The 18,131-nt window shown below is 55.8% G+C and carries 16 protein-coding genes; 11 read left to right on the top strand and 5 right to left on the bottom strand.

Going from position 1 to position 18,131, the window contains the following annotated elements; genetic code table 11:
* The first annotated feature begins 10 nt into the window (after positions 1-10).
* The 7 genes from ACNT1W_RS22860 (at position 11) to ACNT1W_RS22830 (ending at position 6,592) form a co-directional block, all read left to right on the top strand.
* Positions 11-997, top strand: coding sequence for an ABC transporter permease (locus ACNT1W_RS22860; RefSeq protein ID WP_419246174.1), 987 nt, complete (start codon positions 11-13; stop codon positions 995-997).
* A gap of 47 nt (positions 998-1,044) precedes the next feature.
* Positions 1,045-2,103 (top strand): zinc-dependent alcohol dehydrogenase family protein, encoded by a 1,059-nt coding sequence (locus ACNT1W_RS22855; RefSeq protein WP_012146925.1) that lies wholly within the window; start codon positions 1,045-1,047, stop codon positions 2,101-2,103.
* Positions 2,104-2,117: 14 nt separating this feature from the next.
* Complete coding sequence (locus tag ACNT1W_RS22850) at positions 2,118-3,005, top strand: aldose 1-epimerase (RefSeq protein WP_419246173.1); 888 nt, start codon at positions 2,118-2,120, stop codon at positions 3,003-3,005.
* Between the two features lie 144 nt (positions 3,006-3,149).
* Positions 3,150-3,461, top strand: coding sequence for a PTS sugar transporter subunit IIB (locus ACNT1W_RS22845; RefSeq protein WP_012146923.1), 312 nt, complete (start codon positions 3,150-3,152; stop codon positions 3,459-3,461).
* An 85-nt stretch (positions 3,462-3,546) separates the two neighbouring features.
* A complete protein-coding gene (locus ACNT1W_RS22840) occupies positions 3,547-4,866 on the top strand; it encodes a PTS cellobiose transporter subunit IIC (protein WP_017894006.1) in 1,320 nt (439 codons plus the stop codon).
* Positions 4,863-5,192 carry a PTS lactose/cellobiose transporter subunit IIA gene (locus ACNT1W_RS22835; protein ID WP_012146921.1) on the top strand — a complete coding sequence of 110 codons (330 nt, stop codon included), beginning with the start codon at positions 4,863-4,865 and terminating at the stop codon, positions 5,190-5,192. The genes ACNT1W_RS22840 and ACNT1W_RS22835 overlap by 4 nt, the downstream gene beginning before the upstream one ends.
* Positions 5,189-6,592 (top strand): GH1 family beta-glucosidase, encoded by a 1,404-nt coding sequence (locus tag ACNT1W_RS22830; RefSeq protein WP_261133335.1) that lies wholly within the window; start codon positions 5,189-5,191, stop codon positions 6,590-6,592. Before ACNT1W_RS22835 ends, ACNT1W_RS22830 begins: the two co-directional genes overlap by 4 nt.
* 19 nt (positions 6,593-6,611) lie before the next feature.
* On the opposite strand, the gene ACNT1W_RS22825 is transcribed toward ACNT1W_RS22830, so the two are convergent.
* The gene (locus ACNT1W_RS22825) at positions 6,612-8,108 is read right to left on the bottom strand and encodes a PLP-dependent aminotransferase family protein (protein WP_012146919.1); all 1,497 of its coding nucleotides are present in this window, start codon (positions 8,106-8,108) and stop codon (positions 6,612-6,614) included.
* Positions 8,109-8,287: 179 nt separating this feature from the next.
* Here ACNT1W_RS22825 and torC point away from each other — a divergent pair, with 179 nt between their 5' ends.
* The 3 genes from torC to torD are packed head-to-tail and all read left to right on the top strand — an operon-like array spanning position 8,288 to position 12,574.
* Complete coding sequence (gene torC, locus ACNT1W_RS22820) at positions 8,288-9,421, top strand: pentaheme c-type cytochrome TorC (RefSeq protein ID WP_041418754.1); 1,134 nt, start codon at positions 8,288-8,290, stop codon at positions 9,419-9,421.
* A 14-nt stretch (positions 9,422-9,435) separates the two neighbouring features.
* Entirely contained in the window at positions 9,436-11,949 is a 2,514-nt protein-coding gene (gene torA / locus ACNT1W_RS22815) for a trimethylamine-N-oxide reductase TorA (RefSeq protein WP_012146917.1), read from the top strand.
* Entirely contained in the window at positions 11,936-12,574 is a 639-nt protein-coding gene (gene torD / locus ACNT1W_RS22810; RefSeq protein WP_419246172.1) for a molecular chaperone TorD, read from the top strand. The genes torA and torD overlap by 14 nt, the downstream gene beginning before the upstream one ends.
* A gap of 51 nt (positions 12,575-12,625) precedes the next feature.
* Here the strand turns inward: torD and dkgA are convergent, their stop codons facing one another.
* On the bottom strand, positions 12,626-13,450 hold the full coding sequence (gene dkgA / locus ACNT1W_RS22805) for a 2,5-didehydrogluconate reductase DkgA (RefSeq protein WP_012146915.1): 825 nt from the start codon (positions 13,448-13,450) through the stop codon (positions 12,626-12,628).
* 202 nt (positions 13,451-13,652) lie between these two features.
* The gene (gene yqhD / locus ACNT1W_RS22800; RefSeq protein WP_218216666.1) at positions 13,653-14,816 is read right to left on the bottom strand and encodes an alcohol dehydrogenase; all 1,164 of its coding nucleotides are present in this window, start codon (positions 14,814-14,816) and stop codon (positions 13,653-13,655) included.
* 223 nt (positions 14,817-15,039) lie between these two features.
* Between yqhD and ACNT1W_RS22795 the strand changes: the two genes are divergently transcribed.
* Complete coding sequence (locus ACNT1W_RS22795) at positions 15,040-15,927, top strand: AraC family transcriptional regulator (RefSeq protein WP_256137947.1); 888 nt, start codon at positions 15,040-15,042, stop codon at positions 15,925-15,927.
* 38 nt (positions 15,928-15,965) lie between these two features.
* Here the strand turns inward: ACNT1W_RS22795 and ACNT1W_RS22790 are convergent, their stop codons facing one another.
* Entirely contained in the window at positions 15,966-16,628 is a 663-nt protein-coding gene (locus ACNT1W_RS22790) for a DedA family protein (protein ID WP_012146912.1), read from the bottom strand.
* A 153-nt stretch (positions 16,629-16,781) separates the two neighbouring features.
* A complete protein-coding gene (gene metC / locus ACNT1W_RS22785) occupies positions 16,782-17,978 on the bottom strand; it encodes a cystathionine beta-lyase (protein WP_259190419.1) in 1,197 nt (398 codons plus the stop codon).
* Between the last annotated feature and the right edge of the window lie 153 nt (positions 17,979-18,131).

Raw genomic sequence — 18,131 nt, 5'->3', positions numbered from 1 at the left:
ATCGGAGGTAATGACAATGTCCACCTTGGTACCGGATGTAAAAATAGCAAAAGCCCGTAAATTATCGAAGCACGCTAATGAACTTGGCCTGTTGACAATTATTATCGTGCTGTACCTGGTGTTTTCCATTTACGCCACCGGGTTTATTTCTCTGAATAACCAAATGAATATTTTACGCGACGCCGCCACTATCGGTATTGCCGCCTGGGCAATGACGCTGATTATTATTTCCGGTGAGATCGACGTCAGCGTCGGCCCGATGGTGGCGTTTATTTCGGTGATCCTGGCTTATTTAATGCAATACCAAATCCCGCTGGCGTTCGCGCTGATACTGGCTCTGTGTCTGGGGGCGGCGTTGGGCTCGGTCGCCGGAGCGCTGCGCGGTTGGTTTAACGTGCCGAGCTTTGTCGCCACGCTGGGGCTTTGGAGCGCCTTGCGCGGCATGGGGCTGTTTATGACCAACGCCTTGCCGGTACCGATTGACGAAAACGCGGTGCTGGACTGGCTGGGCGGGCAGGTGTTGGGCCTGCCGGTTTCGGCGGTGATTATGCTGATCCTGTTTGTGGTGTTTCAGTTTATCAGCAAGAAAACTGCCTTTGGTCGCTCGGTGTATGCCATTGGCGGCAACGCCGGTGCCGCCCAGCTGTGCGGCATTAACGTCAAACGCATTCGCGTGCTGCTATTTACCCTGGCCGGCTTGCTGGCCGCCGTCACCGGTATTCTGCTGGCGGCGCGTCTTGGCTCCGGTAATGCCGGGGCGGCCAGCGGCCTGGAGTTTGACGTGATTGCCGCCGTGGTGGTGGGCGGTACCGCCTTGTCCGGCGGACGCGGTTCGATGCTCGGCACCCTGCTCGGCGTGCTGGTGATCACCCTGATTGGCAACGGCCTGGTCTTGCTGGGGATTAACTCCTTTTTCCAACAGGTGGTCAGAGGGGTGATTATCGTACTGGCGGTGCTGGCCAATATTATCGTGATGCAAAAGAACTCTAAGCAATAGCCTCACATGCCACACAAATAACTGATTAAAGCTGGAGGGAAAATAGTATGGGAAAAATGTTGGCGGCTTATTTACCCGGAAACGCCACGGCAGAACTGCGTGAGGTGGATATTCCGCAACCGGGCATTGGCCAGGTATTAATTAAAATGAAATCGTCCGGTATTTGCGGCAGCGATATTCATTATATTTATCATCAGCACCGTGGTACGGCGGCCGCACCGGATCAACCCTTGTACCGGGGGTTTATTAACGGTCACGAGCCTTGTGGCCAGATCGTGGCGCTGGGGGCCGGCTGCCGCCACTTCCGCGAGAGCGATCGCGTGCTGGTGTACCATATTTCCGGCTGTGGCTTTTGCAGCAATTGCCGGCGAGGCTATCCGATTTCCTGCACCGGCGTTGGCAAGGCCGCCTATGGCTGGCAGCGAGATGGCGGCCATGCCGACTACCTGTTGGCGGAGGAAAAGGATTTGATTCATCTGCCGGATTCGCTCAGCTATGAAGACGGCGCTTTTATCTCCTGTGGGGTCGGCACGGCTTATGAAGGCATCGTGCGTGGCGAGGTCTCCGGCAGCGACCACGTACTGGTCGTGGGGCTGGGCCCGGTCGGTATGATGGCGATGATGCTGGCGAAGGGACGCGGGGCAAAAACGGTGATTGGCGTTGATGTTATCCCGGAGCGTCTGGCGACCGCGAAACGCCTGGGGCTGATGGATCACGGTTTCCTGAGCGGTGACGACGTGACAGAACGCATTCGCCAATTGACCGCTGGCGGGGCCAACGTCACGCTCGACTGTTCCGGCAATGCCAAAGGGCGCCTGCTGGCGCTGCAGGCCTCTTCGGACTGGGGAAGAGTGATCTACATTGGCGAAACCGGCAAGGTGGAGTTCGAGGTCAGCGCAGACCTGATGCATCACCAGCGGCGGATCATCGGCTCTTGGGTCACCAGCCTGCACCACATGGAAAAATGCTGCACCGACCTGCACGACTGGAAAATGCACCCGCATCAGGCGATCACCCACCGTTTTAAACTCGGGCAGGCTGCCGAGGCCTATGCTCTGATGGCTTCTGGCCAGTGCGGCAAAGTGGTGATCAATTTCGCCGATTAATATCCGGGGGCACTATGGCATTGTTTGATATGGATAACGGCTGTCTCTCGTTGGTGGTTTCGTCGTTGGGTGGCAGCGTGTTGAAATTGGCCGCGCGCGGACCAGAGGGAGAGATCCCTCTGCTGCGGCCTGCGGTGTTGAGTGATACCACGTCGGCGCTGCAATCGGGGTGTTTTCCTCTGGTTCCTTTTGGCAATCGGGTGAATCAAAACCGCTTCAATTTCGAGGATCATGAATATCAGCTCAGCGCGAATACCGATTGGGATCGGCATTATCTGCATGGCGACGGCTGGCTGCAGGAGTGGCAATGTGTTGAACAGGGTAGCAATCATCTTCACTTGCGTTATCAGCATGAGGATGGCCCTTACCGTTATCAGGTAGAGCAATATTTCACCCTGCAGCAACATCAACTCAGTATTGAATTGGCGGTAGAACACCGTGGTGAAAGGCCGATGCCCTATGGGTTGGGTTGGCATCCGTATTTCCCGTTAACGGCGGATACCCGAGTACAGGCATCCGCCGGGGCCTACTGGTTGGAGGCCGAAGACTGGCTGGCGGGCGAGCAGGCGGCACTGACCGAGGCGCTGGATTTCTCCCAGCCAGGCCCGTTGCCGCGTCACTGGGTGAATAACGGTTTCAGCGGCTGGAACGGTGAGGCGCGGATCCAGTGGCCGGAACAAGGCGCTCGGTTACGGATGAACACTCAGCCGGCTTGCCCGGTTTACTTCCTGTTCGTCTCGGATCCGGCGTTTGATCCGGGTTATCAGTTCGACTTCTTCTGCCTGGAACCGATGTCGCATGCCGCTAACGGCCATAACATGGCTGACCTTGGTGGGCTGCGCCGCTTGGCTAAAGGGCAGCGGTTTAGCCAGACGATGCTGCTCAGTTATTCCTCGTTTTAAGTCCGGAAATTAAAATTCGGATCTCCTTCACAGAACCCGTTTAAACCCTGCAACCGGTTACTGAAACCGGTTGCTGTTTTTTCGTTTTTGAAACCATACTCATTCATCGACTGTATGATTTGCACCTATATCTCAGGAGAGCGAATGAAAAAAATATTCTTATGCTGTGCCGCCGGAATGTCTACCAGCATGGTGGTAAATAAAATGAAAAAGTCAGCAGAACAACAGGGGATTGAGGTTGATATTATTGCCGTCGGTATGGATGAATTTGAATCTACGCTGGCAAATTATCAATGCTGCCTGCTTGGGCCGCAGGTTAAATATAAACTGGCCGATTTTAAAAAAATCGCCGACAGGGAAAATAAGCCCATTGCGGTTATCAACAGCATGGATTACGGCATGATGCGCGGTGATAAAATCCTCGCCGAAGCCTTACGGATGATCGCACAACACTAATTCCGCCGGGGCCACCTGCCGCCGCGCGTGGCGTCGGTTTGTTCGCCCCGTGACCATTGACTCAGAACGTCCCGAGGGTTGAACCATGAGTATCAGCCAGGCCGCATTCAATTTTATTGAAAACCGTATCAGCCCCATTGCCGGTAAACTATCGACCCAGCGACATATTATGGCGATCCGCGACGGTTTTATTTCCGCGATGCCCTTTATGATCGTCGGCTCATTCTTATTGGTATTTGCCTACCCGCCTTTTTCGGCCGACAGCAGTTGGGGAATAGCTCAATGGTGGCTGGGTGCTGCGGAGAAACATCAGGTCGCTATTCTCACCCCGTTTAATATGACCATGGGGATTATGTCGATTTATATTACTGCCGCCATCGCTTATAACCTGGCGCAGAGTTATAAGCTCGATCCCTTTATGGCGGCCATGCTGGCGCTTATGTCATTTTTGCTGGTCGCCGCGCCGCAGACCGAAAAGATGCTGCCGACCGCCGCGTTGGGCGGCGTGGGGATCTTCACCGCCATTTTGGTGGCGGTCTATACCACCGAACTGATCCGCTTTCTCAAGTTGCACAATATCGGTATCTCACTGCCGGAACAGGTGCCGGCCAAGATCAAACAGTCGTTTGATCTGCTGATCCCGATCCTGGCGGTGGTGATCACCCTGTATCCGCTTAGCCTGCTGGTGCAGCATCAGTTTAATTTACTGTTGCCACAGGCGATCATGGCGCTGTTCCAGCCGCTGATTTCCGCTGCCGACTCGCTGCCGGCGATCCTGCTCGCGGTGCTGATCGGCCATTTATTGTGGTTCGCCGGTATTCACGGCGCGGTGATCGTCTCCGGCATGCTGCAGGCATTCTGGCTGACCAATCTGGGCATCAATCAGGATGCGTTGGCCGCCGGCCACCCGATGCCGCACATCTTTATGGAGGCTTTCTGGACCTTCTTTATCGTTATCGGCGGATCCGGCGCCACCTTTGGGCTGGTGCTGCTTTATCTGCGCAGCCGTTCGGCGCACCTGCGTTCGATCGGCAAGCTGAGCCTGGTGCCGAGCTGCTTCAACATCAATGAACCGGTGATCTTCGGCACGCCGATCGTCATGAACCCGACCTTCTTTATCCCGTTTATTACCGCGCCGATCGTCAATTCGATCATTGCCTATGCGGCCGTGAAGCTGGATCTGATTGGCCGCGTGATCTCGGTAGTGCCCTGGACGGCACCGGCACCGATTGGCGCTGCCTGGGCCACCGGTTGGGATCTCCGTGCCGCACTGCTGGTGCTGCTGCTGGCGGCGGTATCGGCACTGATCTACTACCCGTTCTTCAAGGTCTATGAGCAGCAGTTGCTGGATCAGGAAGTGAGTGAGGCGGAGCAGATCGAACAGACACAAGGAGTCACCGAATGATTGACATGGAAACGGCGGTAATGGAATTGATCATCAACGCCGGTGAGGCTCGCAGTTGTGCCATGCAGGCGTTGTACGCAGCGCGCAAATACCAGTGGGATCAGGTAGATATTTTGCTGGCGGAGTCGCAGTTGGCGGCGAAGCGAGCGCATGCCACTCAAACCGAGCTGATCGGTTTTGACGAAGGGGAAGGCAAGCTGCCGGTCAATCTGATTATGGTGCACGCGCAGGACCACATCATGAACGCCATGCTGGCGCGCGATCTGGTGGAGGAACTGGTGAGAATTTACCGATTACTGGAGCAGAACGGGGTGAAAAACCAATGAGCGTATTTCCGAAGGATTTCCTGTGGGGCGCGGCGACCGCGTCTTACCAGGTTGAGGGCGGCTTTGATGCCGACGGCAAGGGCCTGTCCAACTGGGATTTGTTCTCCCACCTGCCCGGCACCACTTATCAGGGTACCAACGGCGACGTCGCGGTCGATCACTACCATCGCTTTCGCGAAGACGTAGCGCTGATGGCCGAATTGGGGATGCAGACCTACAGATTTTCGATCTCCTGGCCACGGTTGCTGCCGCAGGGGCGGGGCGAGGTGAATGAGGCCGGGATCCAATTCTACAGCGATCTGATCGACGAACTGTTGAAGCACAACATCAAACCGATGATCACCCTGTACCACTGGGATCTGCCGCAGGCGCTGCAAGAAGAGTTTGGCGGTTGGGAATCGCGTGAGATCGTCGATGCTTTCGATGAATATGCCCGTCTGTGTTATCAGCGTTTCGGCGACCGCGTCGAGCTGTGGTCCACCTTTAACGAAACCATCGTGTTTATCGGCATGGGCTATATCACCGGAGCGCATCCGCCCAAGTTGACCGATCCGAAGAAGGGCATTCAGGCCTGCCACCACGTGTTTTTGGCCAATGCCCGCGCGGTAAAAAGTTTCCGTGAAATGAAGATCAACGGTCAGATCGGCTTCGTCAACGTGCTGCAACCTAACGATCCGATCAGCGACTCGCCAGAAGATCGCCGCGCCTGCGAGTTAGCCGAGGGAATCTTCACCCACTGGCTGTACGATCCGGTGTTGAAGGGCGAATACCCGGCAGAGCTGTTGGCGATGGCGCAGCAGGCCTTTGGCGTACCCTATTTTGCACCGGGCGATGAGGCGTTGCTAAAGGACAACATCGTCGATTTTATCGGTCTTAATTACTACAAGCGCGAAATGGTGGCGCATAACGACGACGTCGAGGGCTACGCGATCAACACCAGTGGCCAAAAGGGCAGCGGGCGTGAACTGGGCTTTAAGGGGCTGTTCAAACTGGTGCGCAACCCGAACGGGGTTTATACCGACTGGGACTGGGAGGTTTATCCGCAGGGACTGACCGATGCCATTGGCCGCATCGTCAAACGCTACGGCAACATTCCGATCTACATTACCGAGAACGGGTTGGGTGCCAAGGATCCGATCGTCGAGGGGGAAGTGCGCGATCAACCGCGCATAGACTATCTGCGCGATCATATTCAGGCGATCGGTGCGGCGATCGAGCAGGGTGCCGATGTGCGCGGTTACTATCCCTGGTCGTTTATCGATCTGCTTTCCTGGCTCAACGGCTATCAAAAGCAGTACGGCTTTGTGTATGTCGATCACGACAACAATCTGGCGCGCAAGAAGAAGCAGAGTTTTGGCTGGTATCAGCGGGTGATCGCCAGCCACGGTGAGCAGCTGTAACTCGCGAACGGGGGGCGGTTCAGTACAGCGATCCGTGCTCCTGATCCAGGTACAGTAACTGTTGCTCGATCACCAACAGGACTTTTTTCAACTGCTGCGAGTTCAGATTGCCAAAGCCAAAGAAAATGGGCGACGAGTGGCCACCCGCTCTCCAGGTGGTTTCCGAGCCGTTTTCCAGCTCACGCAAGGTGTCGAAGCGGACCCCGGCCTGGAGGCAGCGCTGCCGAAGCCGTTGAATAACATCGTCGGTCATGGATGTGATCAATGTCAGATGCAGCCCGGCGGCGTGACCCCATAGTTGCCCTTCGGGAAACAGACGTTTTAGCCCTTTACGCAATAGGGTCTGGCGCATCTCGTACTCGCAGGTCAATTTGCTCAAGTGGGTATAAAACACCTGACTGTGCATAAACTCCGCCAGGAATTGCTGCAATAACCAATTACTCCCGCTGTTGCTTAGTGCCTTCATATTCTGTACTGAGGGCAAAATGGCATCGGGACAGACCAAATAGCCCAAGCGGATCCCTGGCCCCAGGGTTTTTGAAAAGGTGCCGGCATAAATTACCCGATCCTGGCTGTCCATCGCTTTCAGCGGAGGCAGAGGTTTCTGTCCCCAGGAAAAAACCGCATCATAATCATCCTCGATGACGTAAGCGCCCACCCTTTGTGCCCAAAGCAGCAAGGTTTTGCGCCGCGAGAGAGAAAGTTGGCTACCCAGAGGATACTGGTGCGAGGGCGTGACATAGCACAATTGTGTGGAACGCTCCGGAAGATGTGATACGCACATGCCCTGTTTGTCGACGTCCAGCGTGGTGACCTGCGCACCGTAATAATTGAACAGATGCCAGGCGCCGGAATAACAGGGCGATTCGGTCACAATATGGCAGGGGATATGGGACGACGTCGTTCGCTTGAGAACAAAGAGCTGGCTCAAGAGTGATAACCCTTCCTGAACGCCATTGGTAATGATGATATTTTCTGGACGGATCTCGATGCTGCGAGAGAGGTGTAAATAGCGTGCGATCTCCTGGCGTAACGGCAGTAGCCCATGAGGAGAGTGATAGCGCGTCACCAGTTGTTCTTTGAGACAGGACGGTGAGTTGTTCCATTTGCGCCAGCTTGCCCAAGGGAAAGCGTTTGGATCGGGAATGCTCATGCGGCAATAAAGTTCGGACGTCGGCTGACTGTAGAGATCGCCGGGCACCTCTGCGGTCAACAGACGGGTGGGGGCCGGTCCTTTGAAGTAAGAGGGAATGTGCCGGACGGGTTTTACCTGACGGTCAAATACGACCTGGTAACCAATGCCCGGTCGGCTTTTAATGTAGCCGCCAATCACCAACTTTTCATAGGCCAGCACCACGGTGATGCGTGCAACCTGCAGCTTGCCGGCCAGCTTACGAATAGAAGGCAGCATATCACCGCAAACGTAGTTACCACGTGTGATGGCCTGATAATAGTATTGAAAAATCTGCAATTGCAGGGGCGTATCACAGACTCTGTCGAGCTCTAATTCCCACATAAAATCCCTTTGTCGCAAACTTTCAGCTCCTGCACCTTACGCTAACCGCGTACGGCAATAATTGACCCTAAACAAAATGTGTCATCTGGCCTTATTACTGAAACTGGCCGTATCTATTTGGCCACCTGCATTTTGCTTTAGCGTAGCCACTAAATAACGAGAATCGAGGCAATCTCATCATGTTGTGGATACGCAAGAAATCACTTTGGCTGATGGTAGCTGGGGCAGGGGTCATGTTGCTTCTGCTGTGGGCGGGATGGCAGGGCGTTCACCAAACCAGTTCGACGGCGTTCTGTTTGTCCTGCCATTCGATGAGTACCGTCGGGCAGGAATACCAGGAGAGTATTCATTTTAAAAATGCTTCCGGTGTGCGTGCCGAGTGCAAGGATTGCCATATTCCACCAGGGGTCATCCCGACGGTGGTACGCAAAATCGCCGCGCTGAACGATCTCTACCACGAGTTTATTTCCCCTTCTATCGCGACGCCGGAGGCGTTTGAGAGCAAACGCGCTGAACTGGCGCAGCGGGAGTGGGCGCGCATGACCGAGAACCGTTCTGCCGCTTGCAAGGCCTGTCACAGTTACGACGCCATGGATCACGATAAGCAATCTTCCGAAGCGGCAGCACAAATGACCGCGGCCGCGTTGAAAGACAGCAACTGTATTGATTGTCACAAGGGGATTGCGCACCACAAACCGGATATGAGCCAGGGATTCCGCAGCCAATTTAAAACGCTGCAGCAGCAAAGTACGGCTTTGCCTGCGGCGACCACGTTGTATTCCCTTGGCGAAAAATCCTTGAGCGCATCGGCCGACGAACCGGCTGACAAGGCACTGCTGATGCCCGCCACGCAGGTCAGCGTGCTGCAAAAACAGGGTGACAAAGTGCAAATCCAGATTGTGGGATGGCGTGAGAGCGCCGGTCGTGGGCGCGTGATCACGCAGTATCCAGGTAAACGGGTATTCGCCGCGGTCCTGGATGCTTCATTACTCCCCACGATCAAGATCCTGCAAACCCAGGTCGATCCGGCCTCACATCAGGAATGGCAGCAAATCAGCGTAGCAGCCTGGACCTCCAACGACGGATTTAATGCCAGCCTTGAGCCCGTGTGGCAATACGCCGACCAGATGCTGCAATCCACTTGCAGCGCCTGTCATAGCGTACCGCCCGCAACCCGTTATACCGCCAACGGCTGGATCGCCGGGCTAAAGGCCATGTCCACCTATTACCGTCTCAGTTCGCAAGAAGAGCGAACCCTGCTGAAATATTTGCAAACCCACGCCAGTGATACCGCTGACAGCGCAAAAAAATAGAATAAGGAGTCATCATGGATATTCACGATTTCAACCCTTCTCGCCGACGGTTTATAGCCGGCGTACTGGCCGCGGGGACTGCCAGCATGCTGGGCCCCAATCCTCTACTCGGCAAGGTGTGGGCGGCAGGCGAAAGCCCTGAGCGCTGGATCCAGTCGGGATCGCATTTTGGGGCTTTTGAGGCCAAGGTGGTCAACGGCGAATGGATCGACACCCGCCCGTTCAAACACGATAAATATCCGTGCGATATGCTCAAGGCGGTGCGCGAAATCGTCTATAACCCGTCGCGAGTACGGTACCCCATGGTTCGGCTGGACTGGTTGCGCAAACGCGAGCTGTCCGACCGCAGCCAACGTGGCGATAACCGTTTTGTGCGTGTGAGTTGGGATCAGGCGCTGGACCTGGTCTATCAGGAGTTGGAGCGGGTGCAAAAAAACCATGGCTCATCCGGCGTGTTTACCGGGCTGGCCGATTGGCAGATGGTGGGCAAGTTGCATAAGGCCGGGGGCGCAATGGATCGCGGGCTTGGCCTTCATGGTAGCTATGTCACCACCGTAGGTGACTATTCGGCCGCGGCGGCGCAGGTGATCTTGCCCCACGTAATAGGATCATTGGAGGTGTATGAGCAGCAAACCTCGCTGCCTTTGGTGATTGAAAATACCCAGACCATCGTGCTGTGGGGCTGCGATCCGATCAAAAACCTGCAGATCGAATACCTGGTTCCCGATCACGATCCCTTTGGCTACTGGCAGCAGATTAAAGAGCGCGTGCAACAAGGCAAAATACGGGTGATTAGCGTCGATCCGGTGTGCAGTAAAACGCAGAACTATCTCGGTTGCGAACAGTTGGCCTTGAACCCGCAGACGGACGTGGCCCTGATGCTGGGGCTGGCGCATACGCTGTACCAGGAAAAACTCTATGACGCTTCATTTATCAAAGATTATTGCGTGGGTTTCGAGCAGTTTCTGCCTTATTTGATGGGGGAGACGGATCAACAACCTAAAGACGCGGAGTGGGCCGCAGGCCTCTGTGGACTCACTCCCGAGCAGATCCGCGAATTTGCACGGCTGCTGGTCAAGGGGCGTACCCAGTTTATGGGGGGCTGGTGCGTTCAGCGCATGCATCACGGGGAACAATACCCGTGGATGTTGGTGATACTGGCCAGCATGGTGGGGCAGATAGGCCTTCCTGGCGGCGGTGTCGGTTTTGGCTGGCATTACAACGGTGGTGGCACTGTGACCTCATTGGGCCCGGTACTTTCCGGATTAGGTAGTCTGTCCAACCCTCCTGCACCCATCCATGCCGCCGATTTCCGCGGCGCTTCCGAGCATATCCCCGTGGCACGTTTCATCGATTGCCTGCTCTCGCCCGGCAAGACCCTGGCGTTTAATGGTGAGACGCTCACCTATCCTGATATCAGGTTGGCGCTCTTTAGTGCTGCCAATCCGTTCCATGCCCAACAGGATCGCAACCGAATGATCGAAGCCTGGAAGCGGCTGGAAACGGTGGTGGTGTTGGATCACCAATGGACGGCGTCCTGCCGTTTTGCCGATATTGTGCTGCCGGTGACCACGCGTTTTGAGCGTAACGATATCGAACAGTTCGGTACGCATTCCAACAAAGGGTTGATGGCGATTCGCCAGGTGGTGAAGCCGCAGTATGAGGCTCGCCACGACTTTGACGTGTTTAGCGAACTCTGCAAGCGTTTTGGCCGCGATCAGGTTTACACCGAAAGGCGCAACGAGATGCAGTGGATCAAGGCTATCTATGAAGAAGGGGTGAAGCAGGGGGCCGCGATGGGAGTGAAGATGCCCAGTTTTTCCACCTTCTGGGATGGGGAAGGTTATATCGAATATCCGGCAGGCCAACCTTGGGTGCGTCACGGTGATTTTCGCGAACAACCCGACCTCTATCCTTTGGGGACGCCATCCGGCCTGATTGAAATCTACAGTAAGACCATTGCCGCTTTTAACTACCGGGAATGCCCTGGCCATCCGCTGTGGATGGAGCCTTTTGAACGCAGCCACGGAGGCAAAGGTTCAGAGAAATATCCGCTGCACCTGCAATCCTGCCACCCGGACAAGCGGCTGCATTCGCAACTGTGTTCCAGCGATAACTACCGCGCGACCTATGCTGTAGCGGGGCGTGAACCCTTATATATAGGCCCAGAGGATGCTAAAGCTCGCGGTTTGAAAGCCGGTGACGTAGTACGCGTTTTTAATGCGCGCGGGCAAGTGCTTGCCGGGGTAGTCATTAGTCCAGACTACTCACCTGGCGTTGTGCGTATCCATGAGGGGGCATGGTATTCCCCTCTGGTGGGGGGGAAAGCCGGAACGCTTTGCACCTATGGCGATCCTAACGTCTTAAGTGCCGATATTGGAACGTCTCAATTGGCACAAGGGACTTCGGCTCATTCTGCGTTGGTTCAGGTGGAGCTTTATCAGGGCGAGCTTCCGCCGGTAACGGGTTTCGGTGGGCCACAGGAAATTAAACCGGACACCAAAGAGGCCTCTCATGCCATTACTTAACGAGGTGGCCCGGCAACGGGCCATCATTTACCGTTGGTTTTCTCAGTTGCTGTTTCAGGAACTGTCTGACGAAGGGCTGCTCAGGCTACGAGACAAAGAGAACCTGGCATTATTGAACGCCCTAAAATTGATTCCCGAACTTTCGTTGCTCGTTACGCATTTTCAGCGACGGTTACGGGCGATGTTAAAGCGGGAAGAGTGCCGACTGGAGCTGGCGGCCGATTTCGCCTCCCTGTTTTTACTGCCTGCCCCTTCGGGAGTCTCGCCTTATGCCGGGCATTATCCGCATACGAACTCACCCGAAGAGCGACAAGCGTTGCGGCAAAAGCTGGTTGAACACCGTCTTGCGCCACAAAACAATGAAGCAGTTGACCATATCGCTATCCAACTTGCATTAATGACAGCGTTGATCGAAGAGGGCGTTGAACGGGAGCAGCAGGATCTGTTTTTGAATCGGCATCTGCTGAGTTGGTTGCCACTTTGTACCAAACGTTGCTACCAGCGCGATCGTTTTGGTTTCTATGCTGCCGCTATGGGGTTGCTGACCGGGTTTGTGCAGCAAGATTCCGAATGGCTTATTGCCTGCCGACTTGCTATCCATCCAGCACGGCCTGGACAATCATAACCCCCCTTTACGGGGCCATGCAGCGCCCGGCGGAAGCCGGGCGCTGGGACATTACAGTGAGTCGGGATCCGGCCCCAGACGGTTGCCGATATCCAGTTGGGCGATATCGCTCAGTTCGTCTTTATCCAGTTTGAAATCAAACACCTCGAAGTTCTCGCGAATGCGTGATGGCGTGACCGATTTCGGGATCACGATAAGACCGCTGTCCAGGTGCCAGCGCACCACGATTTGCGCCGGGGTCTTCTCGTATTTTTCCGCCAGCTGTTTGATGACCGGCTGGTCGAACACCCCTTCGCCGCCCTGCGCCAGTGGGCTCCATGATTCGGTAGCGATGTGGTGCGTTGCGTTCCAGGCGCGCAACTGACGTTGTTGCAGCAACGGATGCAGTTCAATCTGGTTAATCACCGGCGCGATATTGGTTTCGTCCAGCAGGCGCTGCAGATGCGGGGTATGGAAATTGCAGACCCCGATACTCTTCACCAGCCCCTGTTCGCGCAGTTTGATCAGCCCGCGCCAGGCGTCTACGTATTGATCCTGCTGCGGTTTTGGCCAGTGGATCAGATACAGATCGACGTAGTCCAGCTTGAGTTTTTTCAGGCTGGTTTCCAGGGCGGCCTGTGGGTCGCCCTGATCGTCGTTCCACAGTTTGGTGGTAATAAACAGTTCATCGCGCGGCACCGAGGCGGATTGCAGTGCAGCACCGACCCCTTCCTCGTTCTTGTAAATCGCAGCGGTATCGATCGAACGATATCCCACCTCCAGCGCCTTGAGCACCGCCTGGGTGGTGTCTGGAATACTCGCCTGCCAAACGCCGAGACCCAACTGCGGCATCAGATTACCATCGTGGAGTTTGATGATGGGTTGTTGCGTTGTCATGCGTATCTCCTTGTTAACGGATTGCCCGGTGCTGCATGCACCAGGAACGGCTATCAATAAATTCTAGTTGGCAAACTGGGGTGGTGCTGAGTTTGCTAAGCAAATTTCAGCGATATCAGAATAGTGCTTGGCACTGCGCCCGAGGACAGCTCGGGCGCAAGAGACTGAAATTAAAGCCTGACAGGTAACCGCGAGTTTGCGATTAACGTGCCGCCTCATAAATACGTTGGCTGACTTCCAGGGTGATGTCCTGATGTTCGCCCAGCGCGGTCATGCCGTGCTGATGCAGCTTATCAAGCAGTGCCGGGATCGAGCTGCCGTCGAGCTGGTAATCGGCCATGCGGGTTGGCACGCCCATTTGTTCGAAGAAGGCACGGGTGGCGGCGATGGCCCCGTCGATACGGTTGTCTTCGCTGCCCTCACGCAGACCCCAGACGCGGTCAGCGTACTGCAGCAGTTTTTCGCGTTTCTGCGCTTTTTTCTCGTTCAGCAGCGCCGGCAGGACGATGGCCAGCGTCTGGGCATGATCCAGACCGTGCATGGCGGTTAACTCGTGGCCCAGCATATGGGTTGCCCAGTCTTGCGGCACACCGGCACCGATCAGACCGTTCAACGCCATGGTGGCGCTCCACATCACGTTGGCGCGTACGGCATAGTTTTCCGGCTCGGCCAGCGCACGCGGGCCATCTTCCAGCAGCGTCAGCAGCAGGCCTTCGGCAAAGCGATCCTGCACTTTCGCATCGACCGGGTAGGTCAGGTACTGCTCAATGGTGTGGATAAAGGCATCGACCACGCCGTTGGCGATCTGGCGCGGTGGCAGCGAATAGGTCACTACCGGATCCAGTACCGCAAACAGTGGCTGAACGTATGGCGAGAAGAAATGCTGTTTGTCGCCGCTGCTTTTACGGGTGATCACCGCGCCGCTGTTGGATTCAGAACCGGTAGCCGGCAGTGTCAGCACGCAACCCATCGGCACAGCGCCTTTGATTTCGCTGCCGACGGTTTTCAGGATATGCCATGGGTCGCTATCCGCCTGATAGTGGGCCGCTGCGGCGATGAACTTGGTGCCATCGACCACCGAACCGCCACCGACGGCCAGCAGGAAATCGATGTTCTCTGCACGCACGACCTCGACCGCTTTCATCAGCGTTTCGTAGGTTGGGTTAGGTTCAATACCGGAGAACTCCTGCACGTTGCGACCCGCCAGTGCGGAATAAACCTGATCCAGCACGCCGTTCTTCTTCACGCTGCCGCCACCGTAGGTGATCAGAATGCGTGCATCGGCAGGGATCTGCTGCGCCAGGCCGGCGATTTGGTCTTGACCGAACAGGATTTTGGTTGGGGTATGGAGAATAAAGTTTTGCATGGCTGATTTCTCTTCTGCATGAGGCAAGCGCCGGATGGCGCAAAATATCTGGGGTGTATTGTCAGTAACCTGGCCCCGCAGCACAATGCTCATTCCTGCCCGAGTCTTGCCTATTCCTACAAAACGTTGTAGAAAAGCAGAGTTTTAAACTATTATTTATGCCGAATTGTTCTTAGTGTAAGAGGGTGTTTCCGTGAGTGAAATCGATGAACTGCGCGGTCGGATGGCGCGCCAGGCGGCCGGCTTTGCCGAGAGCAACGGTTATACCCCTTCGCCGGTGCCACTGGTGAAAATCCTCTATGTGGATCGCCATTGTCCGCGTCAGCCGGTGATGTACGAACCTGGGGTGGTGATCATTTTCCAGGGCCACAAAGTGGGTTACTGCGGCAATCGGGTGTTTCAGTACGATCCGCGTAACTATCTGTTGATGACGGTACCGCTACCGTTCGAATGTGAAACCTTTGCCAGCCCGGAACTGCCGCTGGTGGGGCTGTCAGTGAATATCGATAGCCAAATGCTGCAGGATTTGTTGATCGACATCGGCGATGACGACTACCTGATGAAACCGCGCAGAGAAAGCAGCGGGGTTAATCTGGCCGAGCTGTCGGAAGAGTTGTTGTGCGCCACCGAACGCCTGCTGGACGTGATGGCCAAACCGCTCGATGCACGGGTATTGGGGCCGCAGATTGTGCGCGAAATTCTGTACCACGTGCTGCGTGGCAGCTGCGGAACGTCGTTGCAGGAACTGGTCAATCGCCATACCCACTTTAGCCAAATCGCCAAGGCGCTGCGACGCATCGAGAACCAATATGCCGACAGCCTCAACGTTGAGCAGTTGGCGGGGGAGGTGAATATGAGTATTTCGGCGTTTCACCATAACTTTAAGGCGGTGACCAATACCTCGCCGTTGCAGTATGTGAAGTCCTATCGGCTGCACAAGGCGCGTCTGCTGATGGTCCACGACGGCCTGAAGGCCAGCACCGCCGCGCTGCGCGTCGGCTATGAGAGTGCTTCGCAGTTCAGTCGTGAATTCAAACGCTTCTTTGGCGTGACGCCAAGCGACGAAGTGGCCCGACTGCGTGATAACCCTCCTTTAATGATGGAGGGTTAAGCACGCAGACGGGGCGGCTACTGCCGCCCGCAGGCCGATCAGGAAGAGGCGGCGCGCTTTTTACGCCAGATAACCAGCATGGCGCCCAGCAGACCCACCAGCAGCAGTAGCAGCGGCAGGATCATCAGCCCGGTCATTACCTGGCTTTCGTAGCGTTTCACCAGTGGGATCTGGCTGAAAGCGTAGCCAAGACCGACCACCGCGCCAACCCAAATCACGGCGCTCAGCCAGTTAAATATCTGAAAACGCGTGCTGTTCAGGCCTGAGATACCGGCCATGGTCGGCAGCAGGGTACGAACAAAACCCAGAAAACGGCCGATCACTAATGCCATCAAGCCATGGCGGTTAAACAGATTATGCGCACGTTGATGATATTGGGCAGGCAGTTGCAGCAGCCAGCCTTTGACCAGACTGGTGTGACCCAGCCAGCGCCCTTGCACGTAGCTCAGCCAACAGCCGAGGCTGGCGGCAACGGTTAAAATGATCAGCGTTGGCACAAAGGCCATCACGCCTTTGGCGATCAGGGCACCGGATAACAGCAGCAGGCTGTCGCCGGGCAAGAAGGAGGCTGGCAGTAGTCCGTTTTCTAAAAATAGAGTGGTGAAAAGTACTGCATAAACCACCCAAATTACGCTGGGATCAGCAAGGGCAATAAAGTCCTGCTGCCAAAGCGCATGAACAATCTCTCGTAATACATCCATTATATATCCTGTTGCATGCCGGTTGCGCCTGGGGTTGGCTTCCCCAGGATGCGGTGTTGACCGTATCTGACAGTTACCCGGCTAGTGTAACGCTAATAGCTTAAGCACACATTAAACAAGGCGAATAAAGTTGCCATTGCAACAGGTGGCGCGTCAGTGCGCGTTGGCGATACGCTCGAATCCGGCGGCGAGGTCGTCAATCAGATCCTGCACGTTCTCCAGTCCGATATGCAGGCGCACCAGGGTGCCGGAGAAGTCGACGCCGCCGGCCGGACGGATGGCTTCCAGCTCTTCCGGTTGGTTGGCCAGGATCAGCGATTCATAACCGCCCCAGGAATAGGCCATGCTGAAATGGCTGAAGTTGTCCAGATACGCGGCCAACTGTGCGTCGCTCAGACGTTGTTTCAGCACGAAAGAGAACAGGCCGTTGCAGCCGCTGAAATCACGGCGGTAAAATTCGTGGCCCTTGCAGCTGGGCAGCTCCGGGTGATTGACCACTGCCACCTCCGGCCGTTCGGCCAGCCAGTTGGCGACTTCGATGCTGCCTTGCTGATGTTGCTTCAGGCGAACGCCCAGCGTGCGCAGGCCACGGCTGGCCATATAGGCGGTATCGGCGTCCACCATCTGGCCCATCAGATAAGAGTATTCGCGCAGTTGATCCCAACAGCGCTGGTTTGCCACGGCGGTGCCGAGCATGTAATCGGAGTGGCCGATAATGTATTTGGTCCCGGCCTGAATCGAAATATCAATGTCGAAGTCCAGCGCCTTGAACAGCACACCGGCCGCCCAGGTATTGTCGATCATGATCACCACTTCCGGTGCCACCGCGCGAATGGCCTGCACCATGGCCGGGATATCCTGAACTTCCATGGTGATCGAACCGGGCGATTCAAGGAACACCACGCGGGTATTGGGCTGAATAAGCCCGGCGATATCAGCACCGATCAGCGGGTCGAAATAGGTGGTTGCCACGTTCATGCGGCTCAGGATATGGCTGCAAAAATCCTGCGTGGGTTCATACACCGAGCCGGTCATCAGCAGGTGATCGCCGGCGCTGACAAACGAAAGGATAGCGTTGGAGACCGCAGCCGCGCCGCAAGGGTAAAGGACACAACCTGCGCCGCCTTCCAGCTCAACCATCGCATCCTGTAACGCAAAGTGGGTCAGGGTGCCGCGCCGGCCATAAAACAGTTCGCCATGGGCCCGCCTGGCAGTGGCGTGCTTTTTGGCCGCCACCGAATCAAATACCAGTGAAGAAGCGCGTTGGGTGACGGGATTGACGGAACCCTGGGTATAGCGCTTGCTGCGTCCGGCGCCGATCAGGGTGGTTTCGATGTTTTTTGACGTCATAGGAGCAGGCTCACCTTTGGCTGGGTCTTCACGGGATGTTTGCGATAGCCCTTACGTTAGCATGACACATGATAGCCATCCAGACGTTTTAACCGCCAAATGTAAAAGCGTTGCCGATTTACCCGTTCTTGGCACGTTGTTTTGCCGATTATT

This window comes from Serratia sp. NFX21, from assembly GCF_048517035.1.
Lineage (GTDB): Bacteria > Pseudomonadota > Gammaproteobacteria > Enterobacterales > Enterobacteriaceae > Serratia > Serratia quinivorans.
Note: the sequence above shows the minus strand (reverse complement) of the source record. Positions and strands in the feature narration are given on the sequence as shown.

Bases quoted from the DNA above. Each gene is read 5' to 3' on its own strand.
- ACNT1W_RS22860 (WP_419246174.1), top strand. From the start codon at position 11: ATGACAATGTCCACCTTGGTACCGGATGTAAAAATAGCAAAAGCCCGT.
- ACNT1W_RS22855 (WP_012146925.1), top strand. From the start codon at position 1,045: ATGGGAAAAATGTTGGCGGCTTATTTACCCGGAAACGCCACGGCAGAA.
- ACNT1W_RS22850 (WP_419246173.1), top strand. From the start codon at position 2,118: ATGGCATTGTTTGATATGGATAACGGCTGTCTCTCGTTGGTGGTTTCG.
- ACNT1W_RS22845 (WP_012146923.1), top strand. From the start codon at position 3,150: ATGAAAAAAATATTCTTATGCTGTGCCGCCGGAATGTCTACCAGCATG.
- ACNT1W_RS22840 (WP_017894006.1), top strand. From the start codon at position 3,547: ATGAGTATCAGCCAGGCCGCATTCAATTTTATTGAAAACCGTATCAGC.
- ACNT1W_RS22835 (WP_012146921.1), top strand. From the start codon at position 4,863: ATGATTGACATGGAAACGGCGGTAATGGAATTGATCATCAACGCCGGT.
- ACNT1W_RS22830 (WP_261133335.1), top strand. From the start codon at position 5,189: ATGAGCGTATTTCCGAAGGATTTCCTGTGGGGCGCGGCGACCGCGTCT.
- ACNT1W_RS22825 (WP_012146919.1), bottom strand. From the start codon at position 8,108: ATGTGGGAATTAGAGCTCGACAGAGTCTGTGATACGCCCCTGCAATTG.
- torC (WP_041418754.1), top strand. From the start codon at position 8,288: ATGTTGTGGATACGCAAGAAATCACTTTGGCTGATGGTAGCTGGGGCA.
- torA (WP_012146917.1), top strand. From the start codon at position 9,436: ATGGATATTCACGATTTCAACCCTTCTCGCCGACGGTTTATAGCCGGC.
- torD (WP_419246172.1), top strand. From the start codon at position 11,936: ATGCCATTACTTAACGAGGTGGCCCGGCAACGGGCCATCATTTACCGT.
- dkgA (WP_012146915.1), bottom strand. From the start codon at position 13,450: ATGACAACGCAACAACCCATCATCAAACTCCACGATGGTAATCTGATG.
- yqhD (WP_218216666.1), bottom strand. From the start codon at position 14,816: ATGCAAAACTTTATTCTCCATACCCCAACCAAAATCCTGTTCGGTCAA.
- ACNT1W_RS22795 (WP_256137947.1), top strand. From the start codon at position 15,040: ATGGCGCGCCAGGCGGCCGGCTTTGCCGAGAGCAACGGTTATACCCCT.
- ACNT1W_RS22790 (WP_012146912.1), bottom strand. From the start codon at position 16,628: ATGGATGTATTACGAGAGATTGTTCATGCGCTTTGGCAGCAGGACTTT.
- metC (WP_259190419.1), bottom strand. From the start codon at position 17,978: ATGACGTCAAAAAACATCGAAACCACCCTGATCGGCGCCGGACGCAGC.